This is a genomic window from Escherichia marmotae (genome assembly GCF_002900365.1).
GTDB lineage: Bacteria > Pseudomonadota > Gammaproteobacteria > Enterobacterales > Enterobacteriaceae > Escherichia > Escherichia marmotae.
This window is the reverse complement of the sequence record NZ_CP025979.1, coordinates 3,118,403-3,130,913: the sequence shown is the minus strand read 5'-3', so window position 1 is coordinate 3,130,913 and position 12,511 is coordinate 3,118,403. Positions and strand designations below refer to the sequence as shown.

General features: G+C 50.4%; 11 protein-coding genes. 3 read left to right on the top strand and 8 right to left on the bottom strand.

The window, feature by feature from the left end:
* Positions 1-86 precede the first annotated feature (86 nt).
* Positions 87-596 (top strand): Der GTPase-activating protein YihI, encoded by a 510-nt coding sequence (gene yihI, locus C1192_RS16180; protein ID WP_001517353.1) that lies wholly within the window; start codon positions 87-89, stop codon positions 594-596.
* Between the two features lie 188 nt (positions 597-784).
* Positions 785-2,158, top strand: coding sequence for an oxygen-independent coproporphyrinogen III oxidase (gene hemN, locus C1192_RS16175; protein ID WP_001517352.1), 1,374 nt, complete (start codon positions 785-787; stop codon positions 2,156-2,158).
* Positions 2,159-2,313: 155 nt separating this feature from the next.
* Here hemN and C1192_RS16170 read toward each other — a convergent pair whose 3' ends face one another.
* From C1192_RS16170 to glnA, 4 genes are all read right to left on the bottom strand, one after another.
* Positions 2,314-2,424, bottom strand: a complete 111-nt coding sequence (locus C1192_RS16170) for a YshB family small membrane protein (protein WP_001517351.1) — start codon at positions 2,422-2,424, stop codon at positions 2,314-2,316.
* Between the two features lie 111 nt (positions 2,425-2,535).
* Positions 2,536-3,945: a nitrogen regulation protein NR(I) gene (gene glnG / locus C1192_RS16165; RefSeq protein WP_001517350.1), complete on the bottom strand. Its 1,410-nt coding sequence runs from the start codon at positions 3,943-3,945 to the stop codon at positions 2,536-2,538.
* Positions 3,946-3,956: 11 nt separating this feature from the next.
* A complete protein-coding gene (gene glnL, locus C1192_RS16160) occupies positions 3,957-5,006 on the bottom strand; it encodes a nitrogen regulation protein NR(II) (protein WP_001517349.1) in 1,050 nt (349 codons plus the stop codon).
* Positions 5,007-5,179: 173 nt separating this feature from the next.
* A complete protein-coding gene (gene glnA, locus C1192_RS16155; protein WP_001271717.1) occupies positions 5,180-6,589 on the bottom strand; it encodes a glutamate--ammonia ligase in 1,410 nt (469 codons plus the stop codon).
* A gap of 372 nt (positions 6,590-6,961) precedes the next feature.
* Between glnA and typA the strand changes: the two genes are divergently transcribed.
* Complete coding sequence (gene typA, locus C1192_RS16145) at positions 6,962-8,785, top strand: ribosome-dependent GTPase TypA (RefSeq protein ID WP_000570678.1); 1,824 nt, start codon at positions 6,962-6,964, stop codon at positions 8,783-8,785.
* A 91-nt stretch (positions 8,786-8,876) separates the two neighbouring features.
* Here typA and C1192_RS16140 read toward each other — a convergent pair whose 3' ends face one another.
* Genes C1192_RS16140 through C1192_RS16125 form a run of 4 tightly spaced genes read right to left on the bottom strand, consistent with a single transcriptional unit; the run spans position 8,877 to position 12,454 of the window.
* Entirely contained in the window at positions 8,877-9,572 is a 696-nt protein-coding gene (locus tag C1192_RS16140) for a Cof-type HAD-IIB family hydrolase (protein WP_038354724.1), read from the bottom strand.
* Positions 9,569-10,426, bottom strand: coding sequence for an STM4011 family radical SAM protein (locus tag C1192_RS16135; protein WP_038354725.1), 858 nt, complete (start codon positions 10,424-10,426; stop codon positions 9,569-9,571). The genes C1192_RS16140 and C1192_RS16135 overlap by 4 nt, the downstream gene beginning before the upstream one ends.
* The gene (locus C1192_RS16130) at positions 10,423-11,661 is read right to left on the bottom strand and encodes an STM4012 family radical SAM protein (RefSeq protein WP_038354726.1); all 1,239 of its coding nucleotides are present in this window, start codon (positions 11,659-11,661) and stop codon (positions 10,423-10,425) included. Before C1192_RS16130 ends, C1192_RS16135 begins: the two co-directional genes overlap by 4 nt.
* Positions 11,654-12,454, bottom strand: a complete 801-nt coding sequence (locus C1192_RS16125) for an STM4013/SEN3800 family hydrolase (RefSeq protein WP_241482943.1) — start codon at positions 12,452-12,454, stop codon at positions 11,654-11,656. Before C1192_RS16125 ends, C1192_RS16130 begins: the two co-directional genes overlap by 8 nt.
* Positions 12,455-12,511: the final 57 nt, after the last annotated feature.

The window sequence follows — 12,511 nt, the reverse complement described above, 5'->3', positions numbered from 1 at the left end:
AATCTGTCGCCTTTTTTCTTTGCTTGCTTTCTGTTAGATTCCGCCGCAAATCTATACTGAATAAAACGGCTAAAAGACGAACTATTATGAAACCATCATCTTCAAACTCACGCAGCAAAGGTCACGCAAAAGCGCGTCGAAAAACACGCGAAGAGCTGGATCAGGAAGCTCGTGACCGCAAGCGTCAGAAAAAACGTCGTGGTCATGCGCCCGGCAGTCGTGCAGCGGGCGGTAGCGCTACATCGGGCAGTAAAGGCCAGAACGCACCGAAAGATCCACGCATTGGCAGTAAAACCCCTATTCCATTGGGTGTGACTGAAAAAGTCACCAAACAGCACAAACCGAAGAGTGAGAAACCTATGCTTTCACCGCAGGCGGAGTTGGAGTTACTGGAAACGGATGAGCGTCTGGATGCGCTGCTGGAACGTCTGGAAGCGGGCGAAACCCTGAGTGCCGAAGAGCAATCCTGGGTTGATGCTAAACTGGATCGAATTGATGAGCTGATGCAGAAACTCGGCCTCTCTTATGACGACGATGAAGAAGAGGAAGAAGACGAGAAGCAAGAAGACATGATGCGTCTGTTGCGAGGCAACTAACGGGTTGCCACTGTGGGCCTTCCCGTTCTGCTGATAACCCTTCCGGTTATATGTTATCTGGTGTGGTTATTCGTTAAACTACAGCGGTTGTCGCGGCGACAAAAGTGGCTGCGCAACCGGTTGATGACCCAAAACGGACATCAGCCGGTACGCCGTAGCCGCCAGAGACGCCATCGGAAGGAGTGAGCATGTCTGTACAGCAAATCGACTGGGACCTGGCCCTGATCCAGAAATATAACTATTCCGGGCCACGATACACCTCGTACCCGACCGCGCTGGAGTTTTCAGAAGACTTCGGTGAACAGGCGTTTTTACAAGCCGTGGCGCGCTACCCTGAGCGTCCCTTATCTCTCTACGTGCATATCCCGTTCTGCCACAAGCTTTGCTATTTCTGTGGCTGCAATAAAATTGTGACTCGCCAGCAGCATAAAGCCGACCAATACCTGGACGCGCTGGAGCAAGAAATCGTTCATCGTGCGCCACTGTTTGCCGGACGTAAAGTCAGCCAGTTGCACTGGGGTGGCGGTACGCCGACGTACCTGAACAAAGCGCAAATTAGCCGTCTGATGAATCTGTTGCGGGAAAACTTCCAGTTTAATACTGATGCGGAAATCTCGATCGAAGTTGATCCGCGTGAAATTGAACTGGATGTCCTCGATCATTTACGTGCCGAAGGCTTTAACCGCCTGAGCATGGGTGTGCAGGACTTCAACAAAGAAGTGCAACGTCTGGTCAACCGTGAGCAGGATGAAGAGTTCATCTTTGCTCTGCTTAACCATGCGCGTGAGATCGGCTTTACCTCCACCAACATTGACCTCATTTACGGCCTGCCGAAACAGACGCCGGAGAGTTTCGCTTTTACCCTGAAACGCGTGGCGGAACTGAACCCTGATCGTCTGAGCGTCTTTAACTACGCGCATCTGCCGACCATTTTTGCTGCTCAACGTAAAATCAAAGATGCTGACCTGCCGAGTCCGCAGCAAAAACTGGATATCCTGCAGGAAACCATCGCCTTCCTGACGCAATCGGGCTATCAGTTCATTGGTATGGATCACTTTGCCCGCCCGGATGATGAGCTGGCGGAGGCCCAGCGTGAAGGCGTGCTGCATCGCAACTTCCAGGGTTACACCACCCAGGGCGATACCGATCTGCTGGGAATGGGCGTCTCTGCCATCAGTATGATTGGCGATTGCTATGCGCAGAACCAGAAAGAGCTGAAGCGTTACTATCAGCAGGTAGATGAGCAAGGCAATGCGCTGTGGCGCGGTATTGCGTTAACGCGCGATGACTGTATTCGCCGTGATGTAATTAAGTCGCTGATCTGCAACTTCCGTCTGGATTACGCCCCCGTTGAACAGCAGTGGGATTTAAACTTCGCTGATTATTTTGCGGAAGACCTCAAGCTGCTCGCCCCATTAGCAAAAGACGGGCTGGTGGATGTCGATGAGAAGGGAATTCAGGTGACAGCGAAAGGTCGTTTGCTGATCCGCAACATTTGCATGTGCTTTGATACTTATTTGCGCCAGAAAGCGCGAATGCAGCAGTTCTCGCGGGTGATTTAGTTGAATGGCGCTTCGTTTACAACGGTGATAAACGAAAGCGCCATCAATTGACTGAGAACAAAACTGCCTGATGCGCTACGCTTATCAGGCCAACAAAACCTGTTTTTGTATGCTGGATAAAGCGTTCACGCCGCATCCGGCATGAACAACGAGTTTCAGCTAAACAGCCCAATCATCGCGGCACACAGCACGGCAGCAACGGCAGTTTGCGGCGCGTGGCTGCTAACTGCGCCACTCGATAGCAGATTAATTATTGATTCTAACATAATGACTCTCCCCGTTTTCCGGGCAAGATCATACTGAACTTATCGGAACAGTAAAGCGCAAAATAACAGCAATTTGCGCTCAATAATCAATCTTTACACAGCAAGCCTGAGTCACTCCATTCCCAACTCTTTTAACTTACGTGTCAGTGTGTTACGTCCCCAACCAAGCAGTCTCGCCGCTTCTTGTTTATGCCCCTGCGTATGTCGCAACGCGGTGGTCAGCAATGTCCGCTCCAGCTCAGGTTGCGCTTCAGAAAGTAAGTTTTGATGACCGGAACGCAGCGCCCGATCAGCCCATTGCGCTAACAGCGTTGCCCAACTGTCCGGCTGCATTGTGGAAGGGCTTTCCGCTACGGTTGATTCAAACAGTTCGCCAGGCAAATCCTGAATCAACACTTCCTGTCCGGCGGCCATCACCGTTAGCCAGCGGCAGGTATTTTCTAGCTGACGCACGTTCCCCGGCCATGCAAGACGCGTCAGGGCGGCTTCTGTCTCCGGGTGCAGTAACTTCGCTTCTACACCCAGCTCACGCGCGGCAACTTGCAGAAAATGACGTGCCAGACGGGGAATATCCTCCCGACGCTCGCGCAGTGGCGGCAGATGAACACGGATAACGTTCAGGCGGTGGAACAGATCCTCACGGAACTTGCCTTCCTGCACACGCAGTTCCAGGTTCTGGTGAGTCGCAGCGATAATACGCACATCCACTTTCACCGGTGCATAGCCGCCAACGCGGTAAAACTGACCGTCTGCCAGCACGCGCAGTAACCGTGTCTGCACATCCAGCGGCATATCGCCAATTTCATCAAGGAATAACGTGCCCCCATCGGCCTGTTCAAAACGGCCCTGACGAACGGTATTGGCACCGGTAAACGCGCCTTTCTCGTGACCAAACAGTTCTGATTCGATCAAATCTTTCGGGATAGCCGCCATATTCAGCGCGATAAACGGCGCTTTGGCGCGCGGGCTATGGCGATGCAGGGCATGAGCGACCAGCTCTTTACCTGTGCCGGATTCGCCATTGATCAACACGCTAATAGAAGAACGTGAGAGACGGCCAATAATACGGAACACATCCTGCATGGCAGGCGCTTCGCCAATAATATCGGTTGTTGGTCCGTTAAGCTGAATATTGCGCGGTTGCTGCTGTTCCTGGTAATGGCTGATGGCTCGCTCAACCAGCGCCACGGCTTCGTCGATATCAAACGGTTTGGGCAGATAATCAAACGCCCCTTGTTGATAGGCGCTAACGGCGGCATCCAGATCGGAATGTGCGGTCATAATGATGACCGGAAGCATCGGATGACGCTGTTTAATTTGCTTGAGCAACGCCAGCCCGTCCATTCCGGGCATACGGATATCTGAAAGCAGTACATCCGGCGTTTTGCTTGCCAGCGCCTCCAGCACTTCGGCACCGTTCTCAAATGCCGTGCAGGTTAAACCCGCTCCAGCGAGCGCACGTTCAAGCACCCAACGGATGGAACTATCGTCATCGACTACCCAGACTATCCCTCGTTGCATAAACGTCACCTTTATTTCCTGATAGGCAGGTAAACCGAGAACTCGGTATGACCCGGCCAACTGGTAAATTCAATTTTGCCTGAATGCTGATCAATCAAGTTACGGGCGATGGATAAACCAAGCCCGGTGCCGCCTTCGCGACCGCTGACCATCGGATAAAACAGCGTATCCTGCAAATGGGGCGGAATACCAGGCCCGTTATCTTCCACATCAATTCGTGCTGCCAGCCGATAGCGTTCGCCATGCAAGGTCAGTTGAAACGCGGTGCGGGTACGCAGAATAATTTCACCGCCCTCCGGCCCCAGCGCTTGTAACGCATTGCGCACAATATTCAGCAGTACTTGCTCAATCTGATCCGGATCGTGCGCCAGTTCTGGCAGGCTGGGGTCGTAATCACGAATCAACCGTACATTGTTCGGTAATTCCATCGACACCAGCGTCACCACGCGCTCTGCCACTTTGTGAATGCTTTCGGTGACGTGTGTGCCTGGTAGTTGCGGCCCCAACAGACGGTCGACCAGATTTCGCAGTCTGTCCGCCTGCTCGATAATCACTTTGGTATATTCCAGCAGAGACGGATCGGGCAACGCTTTGCTGAGTAACTGCGCCGCACCTCGTAAGCCGCCAAGTGGATTTTTGATCTCATGTGCCAGGCCGCGGACCAAATCGCGGGCAGCAACTTGCTGGGCGTGCTGTAGCTGTTCCTGGCTTAAGCGACGCTGGTTATCCATCGGTGTCATCTCCAGCAGGATCATGCCGTCCGGCATACGCTGGGCCGTCACAGAAAGAATATGCGAGCGCCCGTCAATCACCAGCGTCACTTCGTTATCGGTAAAACCTTGCCCCGCCTCCAGACTTTCTTGCATCAGACCGATATTTAGCGAGAAGTAGCTCAACAGTTCCGGTAACGGCGTACCAAACAATTTACGGGAACTTTGGGCGAGCAGTTGTTGCGCGGCGGGGTTGGCGTAATGGATCGCCAGGTTGTCGTCAATTAACAAAATACTGTTAATCAGAGAGTTGAGGATCTGCCCAGCATCGGGCTGCGTGCCTGTTGCCATAAAGCAGTCTCCTGAACAGGTTGCACCATTTTAGTGCATTATAGCTTTTTACGGATAAAAAGCGCGAAGCATCAGAGAAGTTACGGAGAAAAAAGCCCATGCAGAGATGGGCTGAAATTTCCACGGCAACTAAAACCCCGGCGTTTGTGCGCCGGGTATGACTACTTCAACTATTAGACGCTGTAATACAGCTCAAACTCTACCGGGTGCGGAGTCATACGTACGCGGTCATCTTCTTCGCGACGCAGAGCGATGTACGCATCGATCGCTTCATCAGTGAACACGCCACCGGCTTTCAGGAATTCGCGGTCCAGATCCAGCTCGTTCAGTGCTTCTTCCAGAGAGCCTGCAACCTGCGGGATCTCTTTCGCTTCTTCTGGCGGCAGGTCATACAGGTTTTTGTCCATTGCTTCGCCCGGGTGGATCTTGTTCTTGATGCCATCCAGACCCGCCATCAGCAGGGCAGCAAAGCACAGGTACGGGTTAGCTGCCGGGTCCGGGAAACGCACTTCGATACGACGCGCTTTCGGAGAAGATACCACCGGAATACGGATAGATGCAGACCGGTTACGCGCAGAGTAAGCCAGCATTACCGGTGCTTCGTAGCCCGGAACCAGTCGCTTGTAAGAGTTGGTGGTCGGGTTTGCCAGCGCGTTAATCGCTTTCGCGTGTTTGATTACACCGCCAATGTAGTACAACGCCTGCTCAGACAGACCAGCGTATTTGTCGCCCGCGAACAGGTTGACGCCGTTTTTAGACAGTGACATGTGGCAGTGCATACCGGAGCCGTTATCACCGAACATCGGTTTCGGCATAAAGGTCGCCGTTTTACCGAAACGATGCGCCACGTTGTGGACGACATATTTGTAGATCTGAATTTCGTCGGCTTTTTTGGTCATGGTATTGAAGCGGGTTGCCACTTCGTTCTGACCTGCGGTTGCCACTTCGTGGTGATGTGCTTCAACCACCAGGCCCATCTGTTCCATTACCAGACACATTTCAGAACGGATGTCCTGAGCAGAGTCTACCGGCGGAACCGGGAAGTAACCGCCTTTCACTGCAGGACGGTGACCTTTGTTACCACCTTCATATTGGGTGGAAGAGTTCCATGCGCCTTCGATATCGTCGATAGCGACGTGAGAACCGGAGATAGAAGAGCCGAAACGAATATCATCGAACAGGAAGAATTCTGGCTCTGGCCCGAACAGTACAGTGTCGGCAATGCCAGTGGAACGCAGGTAATCTTCAGCGCGCTTAGCAATAGAGCGAGGGTCACGGTCATAGCCTTGCAGAGTGCCTGGTTCGAGGATATCGCAACGGATAATCAGGGTAGAGTCCGCGAAGAACGGGTCAATCACTGCGGTGGATGCGTCTGGCATCAGCACCATGTCGGATTCGTTAATGCCTTTCCAGCCGCCAATCGAGGAGCCGTCAAACATTTTGCCTTCTTCGAAGAATTCAGCATTCACCTGATGAGCAGGGATAGTGACGTGCTGTTCTTTACCTTTGGTGTCGGTGAAGCGCAAATCAACAAACTTCACTTCGTGCTCGTTCAGCATCGTCAGTACGTGTTCAGCGGACATACTTTAACTCTCCTGGATTGGTCATTGTCGTCGTGGTAACGAAATCTGCAATTAATTGGGCCGTGTCGCCGTAAAAAAGATAAAGCGAAATCTGTGCCAACTTTTAAATTGCCCCTAAAAGGCGTTATCATGCTTACCTTCGTGCAAAAGGGCTGCACCATGATGCGAATGTTGCACCAATATAGTGCTTCAATGGAAACATTAAGCACCATGTTGGTGCAATGACCTTTGGATAACCCTTTTTATGCTCCGTGAAAGCGATCACAAAGGGACTCTGCAATACTTGTTTGCGGAGGATGTTTGTGATCCTGTTTTGTAGTGCGATTAATCCGTGTACAATAACGCGCTATTTCTAATGCCTGAGGCAAAGTTGTGATCGAAAAATTGCGTAACATCGCCATCATCGCGCACGTCGACCATGGTAAAACCACCCTGGTAGATAAGCTGCTCCAACAATCCGGTACGTTCGACTCTCGTGCCGAAACCCAAGAGCGCGTGATGGACTCCAACGATTTGGAGAAAGAGCGTGGGATTACCATCCTCGCGAAAAACACCGCTATCAAATGGAATGATTACCGTATCAACATCGTTGATACCCCGGGGCACGCCGACTTCGGTGGTGAAGTTGAACGTGTAATGTCCATGGTAGATTCAGTGCTGCTGGTGGTTGACGCATTTGACGGCCCGATGCCGCAAACGCGCTTCGTAACCAAAAAAGCGTTTGCTTACGGCCTGAAGCCGATTGTGGTAATCAACAAAGTTGACCGCCCTGGCGCGCGTCCTGACTGGGTTGTTGATCAGGTATTCGACCTGTTCGTTAACCTCGATGCGACCGACGAGCAACTGGACTTCCCGATCGTTTATGCTTCTGCGCTGAACGGTATCGCGGGTCTGGACCACGAAAATATGGCGGAAGACATGACCCCGCTGTATCAGGCGATTATCGACCACGTTCCTGCACCGGACGTAGACCTTGACGGTCCGTTCCAGATGCAGATTTCTCAGCTCGATTACAACAGCTATGTTGGTGTTATCGGCATTGGTCGCATCAAGCGCGGTAAAGTGAAGCCGAACCAGCAGGTTACTATCATCGATAGTGAAGGCAAAACCCGTAACGCGAAAGTTGGTAAAGTGCTGGGCCACCTTGGTCTGGAACGTATCGAAACCGATCTGGCGGAAGCTGGCGATATCGTGGCAATCACTGGCCTTGGTGAACTGAACATTTCTGACACCGTTTGCGACACGCAAAACGTTGAAGCGCTGCCGGCACTCTCCGTTGATGAGCCGACCGTTTCTATGTTCTTCTGCGTTAACACCTCTCCGTTCTGCGGTAAAGAAGGTAAGTTCGTAACGTCTCGTCAGATTCTGGATCGTCTGAACAAAGAACTGGTACACAACGTTGCGCTGCGCGTAGAAGAAACCGAAGACGCCGATGCGTTCCGCGTTTCTGGTCGTGGCGAACTGCACCTGTCTGTTCTTATCGAAAACATGCGTCGTGAAGGTTTCGAACTGGCGGTATCCCGTCCGAAAGTCATCTTCCGTGAAATCGACGGTCGTAAACAAGAGCCGTTCGAAAACGTGACTCTGGACGTTGAAGAACAGCATCAGGGTTCTGTAATGCAGGCGCTGGGCGAACGTAAAGGCGAGCTGAAAAACATGAATCCAGACGGTAAAGGCCGCGTACGTCTCGACTACGTGATCCCAAGCCGTGGTCTGATTGGCTTCCGTTCAGAGTTCATGACCATGACTTCCGGTACTGGTCTGCTGTACTCCACCTTCAGCCACTACGACGATGTGCGTCCGGGTGAAGTGGGTCAGCGTCAGAACGGCGTACTGATCTCTAACGGTCAGGGTAAAGCGGTAGCGTTCGCGCTGTTCGGTCTGCAGGATCGCGGTAAGCTGTTCCTCGGTCACGGTGCAGAAGTTTATGAAGGTCAGATTATCGGTATTCACAGCCGCTCTAACGACCTGACTGTAAACTGCCTGACCGGTAAGAAACTGACCAACATGCGTGCTTCCGGTACTGATGAAGCCGTTGTTCTGGTTCCGCCTATCCGCATGACTCTGGAACAAGCACTGGAGTTCATCGATGATGACGAACTGGTAGAAGTCACTCCGACCTCTATCCGTATTCGTAAACGTCACCTGACGGAAAACGATCGTCGCCGCGCTAACCGTGGTCCGAAAGAAGATTAATTTCTCTTTTTAGTCGTGAAAAACCTGCCAGCGATGGCAGGTTTTTTTGCTTTTGTAGGCCTGATAAGATGCGCCAGCATCGCATCAGGCATTATCTGAACCCCTGTGCATAAAGAAAATCCGCAATCGCGTCGGTGTTGTTGTGACCAATAACGCGACTGGCGCTGGCTTTTGTCAGCGAACTGCCATTGCCCATTGCGATACCTTTCCCAGCCATCTTCAACATCCCTGCATCATTATCGTTATCGCCAAACGCCATAATGTCCTCCAGAGCGATATTTTGCTGCTGTGCATACCAGGCCAGACTTTTGCTTTTATCGCACCCCGCCTGGGTAATATCCAGTTGATGATGCCAGGACCAACTACAGTTCAGCGATAATTCTTGCCGGGCAAATTCCTCTGCCTGGCGCAATAACGAGGCCTTGCGGTGTATCAGGCTAATCAGCAAAACAAAATCATCATACGTATAAATATGTGGCTGCAATGCCTGTTGTGAAAACCAGAGTCGTAGCTGTTCCACCTTGTGGATATCCAGCACCAGCGGATGCAATATTTGCCGCAGGTGCGGATGATAAAGATAACTGCCGTTACAGCAGATCATCGGCTCGGTTAATTGCAATTGTTGGTAATAAGGCAAGGCTTCGCTGTGCGAACGCCCGGTGGCGAGAATAATCTTCACGCCTGCCTGTTGCGCACTTTGCAGTGCCGAAACAGACGCTGGGAATATCATCTTCTTGCTGTTAAGCAATGTGCCATCTAAATCGAGCGCGATTAAACGGCAGATCATAAAGGGAAGATCCGAAAACAGCGTTCAGCGCCTAATTGTGAGAGGGCCGGAATATCGTGACGCAGATGATAAGCCAGATAACAGTGGCACTGTCGGGCCATACAGGCTGGAGATGAACATTGCTGCTGATATAAATTGCCGATTTTAATTTTGCTGATATTACAGGCGAAGAGATCACCATCAGCATTCATGAACACGCTCTTTTTGCCGCCCAGACAAAACTCGACATTAGCAGGCCAGAGGCTGGTTTCCAGATTATAAAGCGGGTCCAGCAACTGAAATTGTGCATTTATTTCGTCACTGGTGGGCTTTTTATCGCGCTCATTGGCGTTTAACCAGAAATAGATATCGGGAGGAAGATGCGTGCGTAACCACTGTAATGTGTCATAGTCGGTTACGCTGGCGACGGCACCTACGGAACAAACTATCCCCGCATCCTTAATTGCCAGTACCTGGTTACGGAAAACCTCTTTACTAACCTGGGAAGGGTGAAACGAACACCACAGCCGCAGTTTTTCCAAATTGCCCTGATGGTGCTGAAAAGTCGCAATTAACGTGGATAAGTTAAAAGAGGCGTTGGTCTGAATACCCACTGCCTGAACATGGGAATAACGGCTAATTTCTGCCATCGCCGCCATATAATAACGATAACGCAATGCTTCGCCGTAAGGCGTAATCAAAACAGTTAACGGCGAACCCAGAGCCGGTAAATGTTCAACCATGTGCCATAATGCCGCTGCATCCTGTTCTTTATCATTGCGGTCTTGTTTATGAAACGGACAATAGCCGCAGCGATAATTACACGATTTCATTTCGCCGCGATAAATCAGCGTCTGGATCTGCTTTAGCATCATCGTTTATGCATCTCCAGTCGGCGAACTTCCGGAGAAATAAACAGCGGGCCAAGCTTGTCTGAAAGCGCCAAACCCTGCGCGGTGAGTTGAATCCGATTATCCCGCTGGTGGCAGTAATTTTGTTTGATGAAATCTCCCAGCAAGGGAAAATCGCTTAATACCTGCGAAGAGAACTGGCGCTGATAATCACTTAACGAAAGTCCTTTATAGAAAAAGAGATTCTTGATAATAAAACGCCGCTTCATCTCTGCTTGTAAAAGCACATAGCCGTGGTTAATTTGGGTCTTATCTTGTCGGCCGATAAAATCCGCCACAATCTGCCGCGATGCAGGCTGGTTTTGTGACCACGGTGTGCAGTAATGTAAATTGCCAAGATAACTTCGCCCCCCCGCACCAAGCGCCAGCGAATTTTCAAAGCCACAACTTTCAGCCGTCGAATCATCACTGGATCGCACAAAACGGCGCATTGACGTTTGCGTATATCCCTCATGCAATAAGCGATCACGGGCCTCAATATAGAGGCTATACATATCCTGCTGGCGCGGCATGTTATACAGCGGGTACAGAAACAGTTCGTCAGGCTGATAATCTAATGCCTGATTAAGCGAAGCTATTAGACTTGCTGCCGTTTGACCAGGAATGCCGTAAATAATATCAATATTAATTATCGGGAAATTACCTGTACGCAGTAGCTTCAGCGCCCGATGGGCATTTTCAGCGCTATGGCGGCGGTGTAATGTGGCGAGTTCCAGATCGTTAAAACTCTGAATACCAATACTGACACGGTTTACCGCAAGCTGGCGCAACAACGCGACTTTTTCGGCGGTGGTATCGGAGGGTGATGTTTCTATCGCCTTAAAAATCTGCGCATCGACCTGTAATTCTTCAAACACCCTGCTAAACAACCACGACAGTTGCCCGACATTAAGCAACAGTGGAGTACCGCCGCCAATGGTAAAACTGGCCCAGTCTACAGGCGCAAGTTGCATTTGCCGGGCCTGGATAATAATCGCCTCAATGTAGTTGTCGATAAAGGCATTGTCTGCCCCCGTGCAGGTAAAAAGATTACAAAAACCGCAGCGGCTCTGGCAAAAAGGCATATGAATATAGAGATGTGTTTTATGCTCGTAAATACGCGACTTCACATCCGCAAAAGCAATATTGTTTAATTCCCGATAAGCGGTTTTATGCGGGTAACTGTACATATATTGCTGATAAATCGATTCATTATTCATGAGCTTTGACATCTAACACAAAGTGAAAATAGGGTACGGTATTCACAATCGGATGGTTAAAACTGTGAAAGTATTTACCGTCTTCTCCGTAGCAGGTGCCATGATCGGAACAGATAATAACTAACGTCTCCCGCCCGGTTTGCCGGAAGATGTCAAAAAGTTTTTCGATTCTCGCATCAATATAATGCAGGGCAGCGGCGTGAGTTTCTACCGTATCGCCAGGTTTGGCATTTTCAATATAAAAATGATTTGGATAATGAATGGTGTCGATATTGATATACATCATCAGCGGATGTTCAGCATTCACCTTTTTATTAATTAAAGTTAGCTGATTATCCATGCTCTCTTTTACCGTGCAGGAGAAATTCGGATACCAGTAACTCTCCTTAAACATCGCTGGGAAAACTTTCCCCATCCCTGAGCGGTTATTAAAAAAGGAGACGCCACCAACGCAGATAGTGCGGTAATCTTTGTTTTCCAGCCCTTTAATCCACGTCTCTTCGCTGAATGCGAACGCATTTTTTGGCCCTAAACGTCCTAAACCAATATCTTTGGGGAAAAAGAGCATTGAATGACCCGGTACAGCTTCCAACGGCTTAGGCATAAAACCAGAGAACATCGAATGATGTGAAGGCCAGGTAAAATTGCCAGAGGCTTCACACTTTATCCAGCGACCATAACGGTTAATGTTCGGCGTATTGCCTGCTTCTTGTTCCTGATAAGCGATATCAAAACGCAGAGAATCAAGCACCACAAACAGGACATTGGCTTCCCTGGCAATCAAATCATTCATATTGATTTCGCCATCGCAGGAATGGATTGCCGCGCGGGTATTTTCCGGTACTTCGTC

Excerpts from the sequence above, each read along its gene's own strand:
- yihI (WP_001517353.1), top strand. The coding sequence starts at position 87 with ATGAAACCATCATCTTCAAACTCACGCAGCAAAGGTCACGCAAAAGCG.
- C1192_RS16140 (WP_038354724.1), bottom strand. The coding sequence starts at position 9,572 with ATGATCTGCCGTTTAATCGCGCTCGATTTAGATGGCACATTGCTTAAC.
- glnG (WP_001517350.1), bottom strand. The coding sequence starts at position 3,945 with ATGCAACGAGGGATAGTCTGGGTAGTCGATGACGATAGTTCCATCCGT.
- glnA (WP_001271717.1), bottom strand. The coding sequence starts at position 6,589 with ATGTCCGCTGAACACGTACTGACGATGCTGAACGAGCACGAAGTGAAG.
- C1192_RS16130 (WP_038354726.1), bottom strand. The coding sequence starts at position 11,661 with ATGAATAATGAATCGATTTATCAGCAATATATGTACAGTTACCCGCAT.
- C1192_RS16125 (WP_241482943.1), bottom strand. The coding sequence starts at position 12,454 with ATGAATGATTTGATTGCCAGGGAAGCCAATGTCCTGTTTGTGGTGCTT.
- C1192_RS16170 (WP_001517351.1), bottom strand. The coding sequence starts at position 2,424 with ATGTTAGAATCAATAATTAATCTGCTATCGAGTGGCGCAGTTAGCAGC.
- glnL (WP_001517349.1), bottom strand. The coding sequence starts at position 5,006 with ATGGCAACAGGCACGCAGCCCGATGCTGGGCAGATCCTCAACTCTCTG.
- C1192_RS16135 (WP_038354725.1), bottom strand. The coding sequence starts at position 10,426 with ATGATGCTAAAGCAGATCCAGACGCTGATTTATCGCGGCGAAATGAAA.
- hemN (WP_001517352.1), top strand. The coding sequence starts at position 785 with ATGTCTGTACAGCAAATCGACTGGGACCTGGCCCTGATCCAGAAATAT.